At 65.0% G+C, this 15,923-nt stretch carries 11 protein-coding genes and 1 pseudogene; 9 read left to right on the forward strand and 3 right to left on the reverse strand.

The window, feature by feature from the left end; genetic code table 11:
* From F0185_RS27930 to ppnP, 6 genes and pseudogenes are all read left to right on the forward strand, one after another.
* Positions 1 to 443: pseudogene (locus tag F0185_RS27930) on the forward strand (hypothetical protein); the annotation flags it as partial.
* Positions 440 to 1,126, forward strand: coding sequence for a chemotaxis protein CheW (locus tag F0185_RS27935; RefSeq protein WP_167230435.1), 687 nt, complete (start codon positions 440 to 442; stop codon positions 1,124 to 1,126). The pseudogene F0185_RS27930 and the gene F0185_RS27935, both read left to right, overlap by 4 nt.
* Positions 1,123 to 3,369, forward strand: coding sequence for a hybrid sensor histidine kinase/response regulator (locus tag F0185_RS27940; RefSeq protein WP_167230438.1), 2,247 nt, complete (start codon positions 1,123 to 1,125; stop codon positions 3,367 to 3,369). Before F0185_RS27935 ends, F0185_RS27940 begins: the two co-directional genes overlap by 4 nt.
* Positions 3,366 to 4,385 carry a chemotaxis-specific protein-glutamate methyltransferase CheB gene (cheB, locus tag F0185_RS27945; protein ID WP_167230441.1) on the forward strand — a complete coding sequence of 340 codons (1,020 nt, stop codon included), beginning with the start codon at positions 3,366 to 3,368 and terminating at the stop codon, positions 4,383 to 4,385. The genes F0185_RS27940 and cheB overlap by 4 nt, the downstream gene beginning before the upstream one ends.
* A gap of 42 nt (positions 4,386 to 4,427) precedes the next feature.
* Positions 4,428 to 5,465, forward strand: coding sequence for a diguanylate cyclase (locus F0185_RS27950; protein WP_167230444.1), 1,038 nt, complete (start codon positions 4,428 to 4,430; stop codon positions 5,463 to 5,465).
* Positions 5,462 to 5,773 carry a pyrimidine/purine nucleoside phosphorylase gene (ppnP, locus tag F0185_RS27955; RefSeq protein WP_167230447.1) on the forward strand — a complete coding sequence of 104 codons (312 nt, stop codon included), beginning with the start codon at positions 5,462 to 5,464 and terminating at the stop codon, positions 5,771 to 5,773. The genes F0185_RS27950 and ppnP overlap by 4 nt, the downstream gene beginning before the upstream one ends.
* A 194-nt stretch (positions 5,774 to 5,967) precedes the next feature.
* Here ppnP and F0185_RS27960 read toward each other — a convergent pair whose 3' ends face one another.
* Positions 5,968 to 9,093 (reverse strand): glycoside hydrolase family 3 protein, encoded by a 3,126-nt coding sequence (locus F0185_RS27960; protein WP_229477226.1) that lies wholly within the window; start codon positions 9,091 to 9,093, stop codon positions 5,968 to 5,970.
* Positions 9,094 to 9,296: 203 nt separating this feature from the next.
* Complete coding sequence (murB, locus tag F0185_RS27965; protein ID WP_167230450.1) at positions 9,297 to 10,349, reverse strand: UDP-N-acetylmuramate dehydrogenase; 1,053 nt, start codon at positions 10,347 to 10,349, stop codon at positions 9,297 to 9,299.
* Between the two features lie 115 nt (positions 10,350 to 10,464).
* On the opposite strand from murB, the gene F0185_RS27970 reads away from it, so the two are divergent.
* From F0185_RS27970 to F0185_RS27980, 3 genes are all read left to right on the forward strand, one after another.
* Entirely contained in the window at positions 10,465 to 10,950 is a 486-nt protein-coding gene (locus F0185_RS27970) for a YajQ family cyclic di-GMP-binding protein (protein WP_167230453.1), read from the forward strand.
* A gap of 191 nt (positions 10,951 to 11,141) precedes the next feature.
* Positions 11,142 to 12,407 (forward strand): nitronate monooxygenase, encoded by a 1,266-nt coding sequence (locus F0185_RS27975; RefSeq protein ID WP_167230456.1) that lies wholly within the window; start codon positions 11,142 to 11,144, stop codon positions 12,405 to 12,407.
* Between the two features lie 120 nt (positions 12,408 to 12,527).
* Positions 12,528 to 14,915 (forward strand): bifunctional diguanylate cyclase/phosphodiesterase, encoded by a 2,388-nt coding sequence (locus F0185_RS27980; RefSeq protein WP_167230459.1) that lies wholly within the window; start codon positions 12,528 to 12,530, stop codon positions 14,913 to 14,915.
* Between the two features lie 11 nt (positions 14,916 to 14,926).
* On the opposite strand, the gene F0185_RS27985 is transcribed toward F0185_RS27980, so the two are convergent.
* Positions 14,927 to 15,865 carry an exopolyphosphatase gene (locus tag F0185_RS27985; RefSeq protein ID WP_167230461.1) on the reverse strand — a complete coding sequence of 313 codons (939 nt, stop codon included), beginning with the start codon at positions 15,863 to 15,865 and terminating at the stop codon, positions 14,927 to 14,929.
* Positions 15,866 to 15,923: the final 58 nt, after the last annotated feature.

The raw sequence follows: 15,923 nt of genomic DNA on the forward strand, positions 1-15,923 counted from the left end.
CCACGCCGGCGCCGCCGGCCGCCACGCGGCCGTCGCGCGTGCCGGCCCCGGTTGCGACGCAGCTGGTCATGCGCACGGCCCCTGCCGACCTGCTGGCGCGCGCGCGCCGCCAGGCCGACCTGGGCGACTTGCAGGGCGCCGCCGCCGCCTGCCGCGAGCTGCTGGCGGCCGATCCCGATTCGGCCGACGCCTATTTCATCCTCGGCATGGTGAGCGAATGCGAACAAAAAATGGACGCCGCCGGCGACTACTGGCGCCGCTGCGTCTATCTGAAGCCGGACCACTACGACGCGCTGTGCCACCTGGCCCTGCTGGCCGAACAAAGCGGCGACCGGGCGCAGGCGAGCGCCTTCAAGCAGCGCGCCGCGCGCATCTACCAGCGCGGTAACGGCAATGGTAACGGCGGCACCAGCGACAGCGCGCCACGCAAGGCGCTCCGATGAGCAGCGCCCCCGACACCCTGCACGCGCTCGACGACCAGGATTGCTGGAACAGCATCGGCGTGGCCGGCGACATGAGCTGCCCCAAGCTCGAACAGCATGTCCACTGCCGCAACTGCGAGGTCTACGCCGGCGCGGCCAGGCGCAGCATGCGGCGCCCGGTGGACGCCGCCTACCGCGACGACTGGGCCGCCCTGCTGCGCCAGCCGCAGGCCGCGCGCGCCCAGCACGATAGCTCGGGCCTGGTGTTCCGGCTCGGGCGCGAGTGGCTGATGCTGCCGACCCAGATCGTGGCCTCGGTCGCGCCGATGACGGCCAGCCATTCGCTGCCGCACCGCAGCGGCGGCGGCCTGACCGGCATCGTCAACGTCGGCGGCACGCTGACGCCGTCGATCGCACTGGCCACCCTGCTCGGCATCGACGAAAACGACGCCCCGCAACAGGGCGGGCGCCATGTGTTCGCGCGCCTGCTCGTCATCAATTGGGAAGAACAGCGCTTCGCCCTGCCGGTGGCCGACCTGCACGGCATCCTGCGCTACGGCGCGGCCAGCGTGGGCGCGCCGGCGGCCACCCTCAACAAGGGCCTGCAGCGCTTCATCACCGGCGTGCTGACCCACGGCGAGATGCGCATCGGCGTGCTCGATGCGCCGCTGATCGGCCACCAACTGAACAGGTTACTGCGATGAGCAGCGGCAGCGGCGACCTCAGTCAATTCTCGATGCTGGACCTGTTCCGCATGGAGGCGGACGGCCAGACCCAGGTCCTCACCGACGGCCTCCTGAGCATGGAACGCGGCGGCGGCGACGCTGCCACGACCGAATCCATGATGCGCGCCGCCCATTCGATCAAGGGCGCCGCCGCCATCGTCGGCCTGGACGTCGTGGTGCAGCTGGCGCACGGCATGGAAGACGCCTTCATCGCCGCCCAGCACGGCCAGTTGCAGCTCACCCCCGCGCGCATCGACGTGCTGCTGGCCGGGGTCGACCTGATCCTGCAGTTTTCGACCCTGGACGAAGCCGCCCTGCCGGCCTGGCTGGAACAGCACGGCGCGCGCATCGGCGCCACCATGAACAGCATCGCCGGCATTGCGCAGATCGCGTCGGCGCCGCCGCCCGACCCGCTTCCGGCCGCGCCGCCGGTGGCGCTGCCGGAACCGGCCGCGCCGCCCGACGAAGCGGCGCCGCATCGGGTCGCGGGCGCGCCCAAGGCGACCCAGAACTTCGACCGCCTGCTGGCGCTGGCCAGCGAGTCGCGCATCAACGCCCACCAGATGCACCCGTTCATCGCGCAGCTGCAGCGCTTCAAGCGCAACCAGGCGAGCCTGTTCCAGGCGCTCGAACAACTGCACGACGCGGTGGTGCGCGGCGGCGACCAGGCCCTGATCGAGCAATCGGCCCTGACCGGCCAGAAAGCCCATCCGCTCAAGCAGTTCATGCTCGAACACATGGCCGACATCGAAAGCTACGAGCGGCGCCTGCTGGGGGTCTCGAAAAACCTGGTGGACGAAGTATTGACACTGCGCATGCGCCCTTTCCGCGACGGCGTGCAAGCCTTTCCGCGCATGGTGCGCGACCTGGCGCGCAGCCTGGGCAAGGAGGCGCAGCTCGTGATCGAAGGCGAAGACACGCTGGTCGACCGCGACATCCTGGCGCGCATCGAAAGCCCGCTCAACCACATGCTGCGCAACGCCGTCGACCACGGCATGGAAACCCAGGCCGAGCGCATCGCCGCCGGCAAGCCGGCGCTCGGGACCATCGTGCTCGAAGCGCGCCACCGCGCCGGCATGCTCAGTATCGAGATTGCGGACGACGGGCGCGGCGTGGACATCGAGCGCATCCGGCGCCAGGTGGTCGAGCGCAAGATGGCCAGCGCCACGATGGCGGCGGCCATGTCGCAGCCCGAGCTGATTGAATTCCTGTTCCTGCCCGCCTTCAGCCTGAAGGAAACCACCAGCGCCATCTCCGGGCGCGGCGTGGGGCTCGATATCGTGCACCAGACGATCCGCGAACAGAATGGCACGGTGCGCATCGAGTCGGTGCCCGGCGCCGGCTTTCGCACCTTGATCACCCTGCCGCTGACGCAATCGATCGTGCGCGCGCTGGTGATCGACGTGCAGGGCGAAGCCTACGCAATCCCGATCGTCAAGGTCGAACGCGTGCTCAAGGTGCCGCAAAGCGAGATCCACACGCTTGAGAACAAGCAGTTCTTCGACTTCGGCGGCGAACACCTCGGCCTGGTGTCGGCGGCCCAGGTGCTGGAACTGGGCCAGATCGGCGCCGGCGCGGGCGAGCTGCCGGTGGTGGTGATCGGCGCGGCCCAGCGCCGCTACGCGCTGGTGGTCGATGCGATCCGCGGCGAACAAAGCCTGGCGGTGCAGGCGCTCGACCCGATCTTCGGCAAGATGCGCGACATCAGCGCCGGCGCCCTGCTCGACGACGGCGCCCCGGTCCTGATCCTGGACGTGCCGGACCTGCTGCTGTCGATCGACAAACTGCTGCACGAAGGCGGCCTGCACCAGCTGGGCGCGCGCGGCGGCCCCGAAAAACGCAAGGTCAAGCGCATCCTGGTGGTGGACGATTCGCTCACCGTGCGCGAAATGGAACGCAAGCTGCTGCAGGGGCGCGGCTACCAGGTCGACATCGCCATTGACGGCATCGACGGCTGGAACGTGGTGCGCAGCGGCGACTACGATCTGTTAATCACCGACGTCGACATGCCGCGCATGGACGGCATCGAACTCGTTGGCCTGGTCAAGAAGGATATCCATTTGTACAAACTGCCCGTGATGATCGTCTCCTACAAGGACCGTCCCGAAGACCGCGCGCGCGGCATGAGCGCCGGCGCCGACTACTATCTGACCAAGGGCAGCTTCCACGACGAGACCCTGCTCGACGCCGTGTTCGACCTGATCGGAGAGGCCGGCCTATGAAGATCGGGATCGCCAACGACGTCGCCATGGCGGCCGAAGCGCTGCGCCGCGTGGTGGCCAGCACCAGCGAGCACCAGGTGGTGTGGATCGCGCGCACCGGCCTGGAAGCGGTGCGCCTGTGCGCCGACAACCGCCCCGACCTGGTCCTGATGGACCTGAACATGCCGGAACTGGACGGGGTCGAAGCGACGCGCCAGATCATGGAAAGAACACCGTGCGCGATCTTGGTGGTCACCGGCCAGCCGCAGGACAATGTGAGCCAGGTGTTCCGCGCCCTCGGCGCCGGCGCGCTCGACGTCACCGCCACGCCGCTGCTGGCGCGCGGTGACGGGGGCGATAGCGCACTGCTGCACAAAATCAAAACCATCGGCAAACTGATCCGCGTGAGCGGCGCCGAAGCCCATCCCGCGCATGTGCCCGAGCGCGCCGACGCCAGGATCAAGCATCTGCTGGCCATCGGTTCATCGACCGGCGGCCCGATCGCCGTGGCCAAGATCCTGGCCGGCTGGAACCCGGCCCCCGGCACCGCCATCGTGGTGGTCCAGCACATCGACGAAAACTTCGCGGCGCACTTTTCCAAGTGGCTCGGCGAACAGCTCCTGATGCCGGTGCGCGTGGTCGAAGACGGCGATCCGCTCGAAGCGGGCTGCGTGCAGGTCGCCCGCACCAACGACCATCTGGTCCTGAGCGCGCGCCACCGCCTGCACTACGACGACGTGCCGCGCGATTACGCCTACCGGCCCTCGGTCGACGTGTTTTTCCACTGCGTGGCGCGCAACTGGGAAGGCGACGCGACCGGGGTGCTGCTGACCGGGATGGGGCGCGACGGCGCCGCCGGCCTGCTCGCCATGCGCCAGGCCGGCAAGGCCACCATCGCCCAGGACCAGGCCAGCAGCGCCGTGTACGGCATGCCACGCGCCGCCGCTGAAATCGATGCCGCGCAGCAAATTTTGTCGTTAGAAAACATCGGGCGCGCATTGCGCAGTAGAATTGGGTCGAAACTGGCCGGGAATTGAGTCTCCACCTTCGCGCCGGCACTACCGAAAAGCTGATTATCGATGTCTGATGTAAACAAACCCTACATGCCGGAGCCGGCCGTTTTCAAGGTGCGGGTCCTGATGGTGGACGACCAGGCGATCATCGTCGAGGCGGTGCGGCGCATGCTGGCCGACCAGGCCGACATCGAATACCACTACGTGCTCGACTCCTCGCTGGCGCTCGAGACGGCCGAACAATTGCAGCCGACCCTGATTTTGCAAGACCTGGTCATGCCCGGCATCGACGGCTTCGGCCTGATCGCCCAGTACCGCGAGCGCGACAGCCTGCGCCAGGTGCCGGTGATCGTGCTCTCGGCCAAGGAAGACCCCAAGCTCAAGGCGCACAGCTTCGCGGTGGGCGCCAACGACTACATGGTCAAGCTGCCGGACAAGCTGGAACTGCTGGCGCGGGTGCGCTACCACTCGGCGGCGCACACCAGCCGCCTGCAGCGCGACGAAGCGTTTCGCTTCCTGCGCGAGAGCCAGCAAAAACTGGCCGAAGCGAACATCGAACTGCAAAAGCTGGCCGCCCTGGACGGCCTGACCGGGATCGCCAACCGGCGCCGTTTCGACGACGTCATCACGCTCGAATGGCAGCGCGGCCAGCGCGAACAGAAGCCGCTGTCGCTGCTGATGTGCGACATCGACTGCTTCAAGGCCTACAACGATACCTTCGGCCACCTCGCGGGCGACCTGTGCCTGAAAAAAGCGGCGGCCGTGCTGACCGAAAACCTCAAGCGTCCGGCCGACCTGGCGGCGCGCTATGGCGGCGAAGAGTTCGCCATCATCCTGCCCGAAACCAGCCTGGCCGGTGCGCAAGTGGTGGCCGACGCCGTGCGCAGCCACCTCGAAAGGCTGGCGATGGAGCATCCCCAGGCGGCCGGCGGCATCGTCACCATGTCGATCGGCGTGGCCAGCGTGGTGCCCTCGCGCGGCGACAGCCCCGCCAACCTGACCGCGCGCGCCGACAAGGCGCTGTACGCGGCCAAGACGGGCGGGCGCAACCGCGTATGCGTGGCCGAATCCGAGATCCCCCCACCTGAAGAAGGAAGTCCATGAGCATGATTGAAAACGTCGCCGTCAGCAAAAAGTCGAACATCTACTTCGACGGCAAATGCGTCTCGCACACGGTGTTGCTGGCCGATGGCAGCAAAAAAACGGTGGGGGTGATTTTTCCCTCGCAGCTGACCTTCAACACGGCGGCGCCGGAAGTGATGGAAATCGTCGCCGGCAAATGCCGGGTCAAGCTGGCCGGCAGCGACGCGTGGCAAGATTACGGCGCGGGCGAGCGCTTCAGCGTCGGCGCCAACACGGCGTTCGAGATCGACACCATCGAGACGCTCGACTACGTCTGCCACTTCGGCTGACCCGATTGAACGCCGCTGAATTAACTCCGCTTACCACAGAACTAAGCTCCGTCATTCCCGCGCAGGCGGGAATCCAAGGCATCTTTGCTGAGCGACGGTGCCTTGGATTGCCGTGGGGGCGCCTAGCCCTGCGCGGGAATGACGGAGCTCAAGCTAGCGGCATTACACCTGGCATCCGTTTCTCATTACGACAGTTACTGCACGAAGCGGATCTGACGCAGCTTGTACTGCACGCCCTGCTGATCGCCCCACTTCGGCAAGGTGCCGAACGGCATGCCGATATTGCGCAGGTCAAAGCAAGGATCGGCCGCCGCAATCAGCGTGCTGACCTTGACCGAGACCGGCGTCCAGCCACCCGGGGCCGGACGGCCGAAGACATAATCGCCCGACTTGCAATTGGTGCCCGGGCTTTCCATCTTGACCGCCAGGCCGCCGCTATTGGCCCCATAGCTGCCGACATTGATCTCGAACTGCAGGGTGCCGCCGGCGAAGTTGCTCAAATTCACAGGTGTGCCGGTGATCATCACCAGGCCGTCGCCACCGTCGGCGGCGAAGCGCATGTCCAGCCCATCGGCTTGTGTGATGCTGGCCTTGACGTGGCTGCCATTGGACGAGTACGTGGTCAGCGCCAGGTCGCCCGTCAGCGCACCCGCGCTGAACACGCCGTACGTCGGCCCCGGCAGCGGCGGCCCGAACACCACCGGTTCCGGCACCAGGCTGGCGCAGGTGGCGGCGTCGGCATCCTTGGCCGCGCCCGGCACCCAGCGGATGTTGGCGAACGAGGCCGCAAACGCCTTCTCGGTGTAGACCAGGAACGGCGTATCGACCAGGGTGAAGTCGGCGCCCTTGGCGGCGAAGCAGGACAGCGGCAATTTCACGGTGCGCTTCAGCGCCAGCGGCAAGCCCTTGAACAAACTGGTGGCGTCGACTTCGCCCGCGCAAGGGTGCTTGCAGTCCACCCGCATTTTCACGGCCCCGGCCGGCGCCTTGTGCACGATGGTGTCGAACACCAGGGCCGCGTCGGCGTTGAGGTAGCTTTCACGGTCGGCCGTGGTCGCCGCTTGCGAGTAAAACTGGCCGGCGCCGCTCCAGGTGATTTTCTTGCCGTCCTGCTGGACATTGATCTGGGTGGTCTCGGCTTTGACGTTGGGCAGGGTCGTGACCGCGTTCAAGTCGGCGCCCAGCGGCAGCGACCACGCGCTCGGGTCGCCGATGCGGGTCGTGTAGGGCGCCTGGTCGGCCGAGCGGAACACGTCCAGGTCGCTACTCGCCTGGCTGCCGTTACCGGCGACCTGGGCGCAACCGAGGGTGGGCGCCGTTTCGTCGAGTTTAGCCAGTCTGGTGTCGTCCGCGTAGCGCATCCCGAAGCCATAGGCAAACAGCGGATCGTAGCTGGCGTCGCCCTTGTTGGCCATCTGGCACGCCGTTTTGGGCCACGAGAACGACAGCTTGCCGTTGAAGTCCAGATTGACGTCGCCATTGTCCTTGCGGAACAGCACATCGGTGACACCCTTGCCTTCGGTGCCGGGCAGCCAGGCCACCACGAACGCATTCGAGCGGTTCAGTTCCTTGTTGACCCAGACCGGACGGCCTGTGATCAGCACGCTGACCACCGGCACGCCCTTGCCGCTGACGGCATCGAGCACGGCCAGGTCTTCCGGATAGCGGCGCGCGTGCTCCAGGGTGCCGCTCTTGCCGATGTCGCCCACCCCTTCGGCGTACGGGGTTTCGCCGATGACGGCGATGACGGCCTTGAAGTCGGCTGGCTTGACGTCGGCGCCGTTCGGGCTGTAGACCACGTTGGCGTCGCCGGCCACCGACTTGATCGCCGCCAGGATGCTGTCCGCGTTCGGGAAGTCGGCATTGGTATTGGCCGTGCCCTGCCAGGTGAGCGACCAGCCGCCGGTTTGATTGGACAGGCTGTCGGCGCTTTTGCCGACCACCAGGATCTTGTCACCACGCTTGAGCGGCAACACCTTGTTGTCGTTTTTCAGCAGCACAAGCGACTTTTGCACCGCTTCGCGCGCCAGTGCACGATGCTGCAGACGGCTGGCGTCGGTGTACTGGCGTTCCAGCGGCGATTTGGCGCTCATGATGCCGGCGCGAAATTTCACGCGCAGGATGCGGGTGACGGCATCATTAATGCGCGCCAGCGGAATGTCGCCCTTGTTGATCGAGGCGATGGTGTTGTCGATGAACTCTTTCCACTTGTCCGGGACCATGATCATGTCGACGCCGGCGTTGATCGCCTGTGGGCAGCCGCCGTCGCTGCAGCCCGGCACCTGGGCGTGGCCGTTCCAGTCGCCGATGACGAAGCCGTCAAAGCCCATCTTGGTCTTGAGCACATCGGTCAGCATCTCTTTGCTGCCGTGCATTTTGCCGACCTTGATAGTCAGGCTCTCATTGTCCCAGCTGTTAAACGAGGCCATCACGGTCTGGGCGCCGGCGCCGAGGGCGTGGTAATACCCCTGGCCATGGATGTTGATCATGTCGTTGCGGCTGGACATGTTGACGCCTTGATCCCTGCCAAGATCGGTACCGCCGTCGCCGATGAAGTGCTTGGCCGTGGCGATGACGTTGCCGCCGCCGGCGAAATCATTCTGCAAGCCCTTGACCATTTCACGCGCGTATTTGGTGACGATCAAGGGATCTTCCGAATAGCTTTCGTAGGTGCGGCCCCAGCGGTCATCGCGCACCACCGCCAGGGTCGGGGCGAAGGTCCAGTCGATCCCGGTGGAATATACTTGCGCGGCCACGGCCGCGCCGATGCGGCGCATCATGGCCGGATCGTTGGCTGCGCCCAGGCCGATGTTATGCGGGAACATGGTCGCGCCGAACACATTATTGTGGCCGTGCACCGCGTCGGTACCCCAGATCACCGGGATCTTGACCTTGGCATCGGTGGCCATCGACGCTTTCCAGTACGCGTCGGCCAGCTTGACCCAGTCTGCCGGCGCGGCCAGCTTGTTGTTACCGGGGAAAGAACCACCGCCGTTCAGCACCGAACCGATGTAGTACTGGCGCACCTGCTCCGGCGTGATGCTCTTGATTTCAGGCTGCGTCATCTGGCCGACTTTCTCGGCCACGCTCATCCCCGCCACGATGGCGGCGATGGCGGACTCGATCGCCGGATCTTTCTTGATATCGCTGGTCACGTTGGGAAAATCGCTGTACTGCGTCACCGCGTCGACGGCGACCGGCGGCGGCGTGGGGATCTCCGGCCTGGCCGGGTCGCTGTCGCCATCGCAGGCGGCCAGCATGGCGCCACAGGCGGCCGCTGCCAGCAGCGTCCGGATCAAGGTAGGTAAGGTGTCTCGCATCTTGTTGGTCTCCTGATTGAGTGGCCGGGGCCCGCCAGTGCTGTGCCGCACCGTGAACGGACACCCAGGCAAGGAAGCGCCGGCAATCGCGGAAAGCGAAATTGGAAGCGCTTCACTCACACTTTCATTATTTAACAGAATTAACCAAAAAGATAATGTTTTCTGAACATTTTCGCCAGGCGCGGGCCTGGCGCGCATGGACACTAGACGAAGACGGGCTCTGTTTCGAGGGAGACGCCGAAGCGGGCCAGCACATCGGCCTGGATGGCGCGCGCCAGCGCGAGCACCTCGGCGCCGCTGGCGCCGCCACGGTTGACCAGCACCAGCGCCTGTTTTTCGTAGACGCCGGCCGCGCCCAGGCTGCGCCCTTTCCAGCCGCACTGGTCGATCAGCCAGCCGGCCGCGAGCTTTTCGCCGCCGTCGGCCTGTTTGTGATGCACCAGCGCGGGGTGCGCGGCCAGCAAGGCGGCGCATTGTTCGCTACTGACCACGGGATTTTTGAAGAAGCTGCCGGCGTTGCCGATCTGCGCCGGATCGGGCAGCTTGCGGCGCCGGATCGCCACCACCGCATCGCTGACCTGCTGCGCGCTCGGCGCCGCCAGAGCGCTTGCCGCCAGTTCCTGCGCCAGCTCGGCATACTTCAGGTTCGGCGTCCACGCGCGCGGCAGCGCGAAGGTGACGTCGACAATCACCAGCCCGGCCCCGTCGGCATGCTTGAAGACGCTGTCGCGGTAGCCGAAGCGGCAGGCCGCCGCGTCCATCGTGCGCAGGGCGCCGCTGGCCACGTCGAACACGGTCAGCGCATGGAACACATCCTTGACTTCGGCCCCGTACGCGCCAATATTCTGGATCGGCGAAGCGCCCACCGTGCCGGGAATGAGGGCCATGTTTTCCAGCCCGCCCAGGCCCTGCGCGAGCGTCCATTGCACGAAGCCGTGCCAGTTTTCACCGGCGCCGGCGCGCACCAGCACGCTGCCGCCGTCCTCGCCTGCGGTGTCGCCCACGGTGTCGCCCACCAGCGCGCGCCCGGCGATGGCCATGTGCAGCACCAGGCCGTCGAAGTCGCCCGTGAGCACGATGTTGCTGCCGCCGCCAAGCAGCAGGCGCGGCATGGCGGCGAGCACCGGGTCGGCCAGCACCTGCGCCAGTTGCCCGACCTGCGTCACCTTCAGGTAGGCGCGCGCGCGGGCGTCGATACCGAATGTATTGACGCTACGGAGGGAAAAGTCGGGCGAAATGACGAGGTCTGTTGGCATGAATGAGCGTTCTGGAGGCATTTAGGGGAAAAAACCGGGTCAGTTCAGGGGCGCCGCCCCCGTTGTCCGTTAAAATATCGGCATTCTACATTTTGCAAGTAAAAAGGATCCCATTATGCCGTCGTTTGATGTCGTCTCCGAAGCAGACATGATTGAAGTGAAAAACGCCGTCGAGCAATCGAACAAGGAAATCACCACCCGTTTCGATTTCAAGGGCAGCTCGGCCAAGGTCGAACAGAAGGAGGCCGAATTGACCGCCTTCGCCGATTCCGATTTCCAGCTCTCGCAGGTGCGCGATGTGCTGACCAACAAGCTGGCCAAGCGCAAGGTCGATGTGCGTTTCCTCGATGAGGGCAAGATCGAGAAAATCGGCGGCGACAAGGTCAAGCAGGTCATCAAGATCAAAAACGGGATCGAAACCGACGACGCCAAGAAAATCGTCAAGGTCATCAAGGATAGCAAGATGAAGGTCCAGGCCAGCATCCAGGGCGAATCGGTGCGTGTCACCGGCGCCAAGCGCGATGACTTGCAGGCCGCCATGGCGATGCTGCGCAAGGATGTGCCGGATATGCCGCTGGAATTCAATAACTTCCGCGATTGATCGATTTTATCGTTCAATCGACAGTAACCGGCCCTTCGCGCCGGGAATTGATGAACAAACCGGGGCGCTTGGTCCCGGTTTTGCTCGCTGGAACGTAGAACACCAAGGTCGCTTGGGGTAGAATTGTAGGTGCGCAAGCGGCCCGCAGGCCGCGCCGGCGCACCAGTAAACTTGGCAGTCTAAGGATAGCAATGAAACGTGTTGATGATTTCCGCCTGCGTCTGGGCAACAAGGACTATGTGCCCATCATGATCGGTGGCATGGGGGTCGATATTTCGACCTCCGAACTGGCACTCGAAGCGGCGCGCCTGGGCGGGATCGGGCATATTTCCGATGCCATGGTCGAGGATGTCTCGGACCGCAAGTTCGACACCAGCTACGTGAAAGACAAAACCAAGACCTATAAGTTCAATATTAACAATATGGACAAGGCGGTGGTGCAGTTCGACCTGTCGCGCCTGGCCGACGCCACGCGCCGCCACGTCGGCGCGACCATGGAAGCGAAACGCGGCGATGGCCTCATTTTCGTGAACTGCATGGAAAAGCTGACCATGAATTCGCCGCGCGAAACCTTGCGCACGCGCCTGACCGCCGCGCTCGACGCCGGCATCGACGGCATCACCATGTCGGCCGGCCTGCACCTGGGCTCGTTCGCCCTGATCGCCGACCATCCGCGTTTCCGCGACGCCAAGCTGGGCATCATCGTCTCGTCCGTGCGCGCGCTGCAGATTTTCCTGCGCAAGGTCGCCAAGCTGGACCGCCTGCCCGACTTCATCATCGTCGAAGGCCCGCTGGCCGGCGGCCACCTCGGTTTCGGGATGGACTGGGCCGAGTACGACCTGCACACCATCATGGATGAAATCCATGCCTACATGCGCGCAGAAAAGCTTGAGATTCCATTGATCGCGGCCGGTGGCGTGTTCACCGGCACCGACGCGGCCGGCTTCCTCGAAAAAGGCGCCGCCGGCGTGCAGGTGGCGACCCGCTTCACCATCACCCACGAATGCGGCCTGCCGGACAAGGTCAAGCAGGAGTACGTGCGCGCCACCGAAGACGACATCGTCGTCAACGGCATTTCGCCGACCGGTTATCCGATGCGCATGCTCAAGAGCACCCCGGCGATCGGCGCGGGCATCCGTCCGGGCTGCGAGTCGTATGGTTATCTGCTTGATGCGACCGGTAACTGTTCCTACATCAATGCCTACAACCGCGAAGTGCTGGCCAATCCGGACAGCAAGACCGTGGTGGTGATGGACAAGACCTGCCTGTGCACGCACATGCGCAATTTCAATTGCTGGACCTGCGGCCACTATACGTATCGCCTCAAGGATACGACCCACAAGCTGGCGGACGGCAATTACCAGATGCTGTCGGCCGAGCATGTGTTCCAGGATTACCAGTTCAGCGTCGACAACCAGATCGCCCTGCCGGTACGCCAGGAAATCGCGCTGGCGTAAGGCTGGGTTGATCTCTGCCGGCGGGCTGCCTGCCCGCCGCTTTCATTGAATCGCCGCTCGCGGCGAACCTTCCGCGCGTTGGCCGGTCCAATCTCCATTATTGGTCGATTGGAGAGGCGCATGCCTGACCGCGAGAACACCTTTTATGCCGCCTTGTTGATCGATGCGGGCGGCCATATCATTACGTGGAACGCGGCTTGCGAAAAAGTGCTCGGCATTGCCGCCGCCGATGCCTTGCACCAGCCGCTGACGGCGCTGCTCAGCGAGCACGGCCGCCGCGTCTGGCGCCAGCACTGGAGCGAGTTTCCCAGCGATTGCGATGCTTCCGAGCTCGAATTCCTGCGCGCCGACGGCAGCGTCCACACCATTTTCCTGACCCTGCTGCCGCAGCATGGCAACGACGGCGCGCTCACCCATCTGGTGGCCCTGCTCGACGGCGCCTGCGACGAGTCCGATTCCGAGGCGGTCGGGCGCATGCCGTTGTCGAGCATCATCGACGTGCTTCCCGGCACCTTCTACGTCTTGCGCGAGGATGGCAGCTTTGCGCTGTGGAACAAGACGCTGGAACAGGTGACGTCCATGACGTCCGACGACGTGCGCCGCGCCAACGCGCTCGACATGTACGACCTGGCCGAAAAACGCCTGATCGCGGCCACGATCCGCAACGTGTTCGAGCACGGCGCCCCGTCCATGGTCGAAGCGAACTATCTCGACAAGTTCGGCCGCGCCACGCCCTACCTGCTGTGCGGCGCGCGTATCAGCTGCCGCGGCCGCTATTACCTGTGCGGCATGGGGCTCGATATTTCCGAACGGCGCGCCCAGGAAGACCGCCTGCGCCTGCGCGAACGCGCCCTGCACGCCACCAGCAGCGGCCTGGTCATTTCACGTTGCGCCGGCAAGGACAATCCGATCGAGTACGCCAACCCGGCCTTCGAGCGCATCACCGGCTACAGCGCCGAGGAAGTGATCGGACGCGATGCGCGTTTCATGGCCATGCCCGGCATGGACGAGGACCAACGCGCCCAGTTGCGCGCGGCCGTGCGCGAGCGGCGCGAAGTGAGTGTGGTGTTCCGCAACCGCCGCCGCAATGGCGAGCTGTTCTGGAACGACCTGACCATCACGCCGGTCAGCGACGGGCGCGGCAAGGTCACCCATTTCATCGGCGTGATCAACGACGTCACGGCCGTCAAGCAGCGCACCGCCCACCTCGAACACGAGGTCAACCACGATGCGCTGACCGGCCTGGCGAACCGCACCCTGCTGTGGGACCGGCTGGAACAGGCGCTGCACATGGCCCAGCGCAACAAGTCGCTGGTGGCCACGGTGCTGATCGACCTTAACGGCTTCAAGCAGATCAACGACAGCCATGGCCACGAGGCCGGCGACCAGGTGCTCAAGATGGTGGCGCGGCGCCTGCAATCGTCGGTGCGCGAGAGCGACACGGTGGCGCGCCTGTCGGGCGACGAGTTCGTGCTGGTGCTGGTCAACCAGCCATCGCTGCGCTACACCCTGCGCATGATCGAGCGCTTGCGGGTGGCCATGTCGCAGCCGGTCAGCTTCGATTCGAACGATATCGCGGTCGGCGGCAGCATCGGCGTGAGCGTGTATCCGCATGATGGCAGCGGCGCGCTCGACCTGGTGCGCGCGGCCGACGTGGCGATGTACCACGCCAAGGCGGCCAGGACGGGCGAGGTGCATTTCTTTTCGGCCGACATGAAGTCGACCACCCAGGCCAAGCAAAAGCTGGAAGACGCCATGCGCGGCGCGCTCGAACGCCACGAAATGTTCCTGCTGTACCAGCCCCAGATCTGCCTGCGCCGCGGGCACATCCTTGGCCTGGAAGCGCTATTGCGCTGGCGCCATCCGGAACTGGGGGTGCTGGCGCCGGCCTCCTTCCTGCCCGAAGCCGAAGAAAGCGGCATGATCGTGGCCATTGGCGACTATGTGCTCGACGAAGCCTGCCTGTTCATGCAGCGCATGGGCAGCGCCGGGTTTGCCCCGCTGCCGGTGGCGGTCAACGCCTCCGTCCGCGAATTTTCCCAGCCCCATTATGCCGAACACATCGCCGGCATCCTGGCGACCCACAAGATTGCGCCTTCCCAGCTGGAACTGGAATTGCGCGAAGAGAGCCTGAACGCGAATGCGCACCTGAGCGTGGAAGTGGTGTCGCAGTTGCGCGACCTGGGCGTGCTGCGCTCGCTCGACGCCTTTGGCGACGCTTCGACGAACCTGAATTTCTTGCAAAAACTGCCACTCACGCACGTCAAGCTGGCCAAGGTGGCGGTGCACCAGATCACGGCCGACGCGCGCAGCGGCGCGATGGCCAAGGCGCTGATCGATGTCGGCCACGACCTCGGCGCGCGCGTCATCGCCAAGGGGGTGGAAACACGGCTGCAGATGGAGTTTTTACGGGCCAACCATTGCGACGAGCTGCAAGGCACGTATTTCAGCGCCCCGCTGGCCGAGCATGCCTTGCACGCTATGCTGGTGGCGGCGCCGGCGGCCTGAGCCCCCCGCGTTCAGCCCTCGCTGGTGATGCGCTGGATCAGCGCGCCCAGCACTTCCTCGGCCAGTTCGTTCGAGACCTGGCAGGTGCCGGCGTTTTCGTGCCCGCCGCCGCCGTATTCGAGCATCAGGGCGCCGATGTTGGTGCGCGAGGTCCGGTTCAGGATCGACTTGCCGGTGGCGAACACGGTGTTCTGGTTTTTCAGGCCCCACAGCACGTGGATCGAGATGTTCGTTTCCGGGAACAGGGCGTAGATGATGAAGCGGTTGCCGGCGTAAATGGTCTCTTCCTGGCGCAGGTCGAGCACGACCAGGTTGCGGTGCACCGTGGCGCAGCGCTTGATCTGCTCCTTGCACTTGCTGTTGTGCTCGACGTACAGCTCCATGCGCTCCTTGACGTCGGGCAGCGCCATGATGTCGTCGATATTGTGATTTTTGCAATAATCGATCAAGTCCATCATCAGGGCGTAGTTCGAGATGCGGAAATCGCGGAAGCGCCCCAGCCCGGTACGGGCGTCCATCAGGAAGTTGAGCAAGTCCCAGCCGTGCGGATCGAGCACTTCCTCCTGGTTAAAGCGCGCCGCGTCGCCCTTGTCGACGGCGGCCATCATGTCGTACCAGGCAGCCGGGAAGGCCGAGGCGCCGCCGTAGTAGTCGTACACCACCCGCGCGGCCGAGGGCGCTTCAGGATGGATGATGTGGTTGGCGCGCTCGCCGCTGTTGCGGATCGTTTCGGATGCGTGGTGGTCGAACGCCAGGTGGACCCCGGCCACATACGGCAGGTTGGTGCTGATGTCGCCGTCGCCGACCACGATTTTGCCGTCCTGCATATCCTTGGGGTGGACAAACAGGATATCGTCGATCAGGTCCAGGTGTTTGAGCAAGACGGCGCAGACCAGGCCATCGAAATCGCTACGCGTGATCAAACGGTATTTTTTCACATCGGCAGACATAAGACATCCCCTTGGGCAGGTGGAACAGCGGGCCGGCCGCGACCGGTTCGATCCTTCA

Source organism: Massilia rubra, assembly GCF_011682065.1.
GTDB classification, from domain to species: Bacteria; Pseudomonadota; Gammaproteobacteria; order Burkholderiales; family Burkholderiaceae_D; genus Telluria_A; species Telluria_A rubra.

What these genes read in the sequence shown, in the direction of transcription:
- F0185_RS27935 (WP_167230435.1), top strand. Translation starts at nt 440, where the DNA reads ATGAGCAGCGCCCCCGACACCCTGCACGCGCTCGACGACCAGGATTGC.
- F0185_RS27940 (WP_167230438.1), top strand. Translation starts at nt 1,123, where the DNA reads ATGAGCAGCGGCAGCGGCGACCTCAGTCAATTCTCGATGCTGGACCTG.
- cheB (WP_167230441.1), top strand. Translation starts at nt 3,366, where the DNA reads ATGAAGATCGGGATCGCCAACGACGTCGCCATGGCGGCCGAAGCGCTG.
- F0185_RS27950 (WP_167230444.1), top strand. Translation starts at nt 4,428, where the DNA reads ATGTCTGATGTAAACAAACCCTACATGCCGGAGCCGGCCGTTTTCAAG.
- ppnP (WP_167230447.1), top strand. Translation starts at nt 5,462, where the DNA reads ATGAGCATGATTGAAAACGTCGCCGTCAGCAAAAAGTCGAACATCTAC.
- F0185_RS27960 (WP_229477226.1), bottom strand. Translation starts at nt 9,093, where the DNA reads ATGCGAGACACCTTACCTACCTTGATCCGGACGCTGCTGGCAGCGGCC.
- murB (WP_167230450.1), bottom strand. Translation starts at nt 10,349, where the DNA reads ATGCCAACAGACCTCGTCATTTCGCCCGACTTTTCCCTCCGTAGCGTC.
- F0185_RS27970 (WP_167230453.1), top strand. Translation starts at nt 10,465, where the DNA reads ATGCCGTCGTTTGATGTCGTCTCCGAAGCAGACATGATTGAAGTGAAA.
- F0185_RS27975 (WP_167230456.1), top strand. Translation starts at nt 11,142, where the DNA reads ATGAAACGTGTTGATGATTTCCGCCTGCGTCTGGGCAACAAGGACTAT.
- F0185_RS27980 (WP_167230459.1), top strand. Translation starts at nt 12,528, where the DNA reads ATGCCTGACCGCGAGAACACCTTTTATGCCGCCTTGTTGATCGATGCG.
- F0185_RS27985 (WP_167230461.1), bottom strand. Translation starts at nt 15,865, where the DNA reads ATGTCTGCCGATGTGAAAAAATACCGTTTGATCACGCGTAGCGATTTC.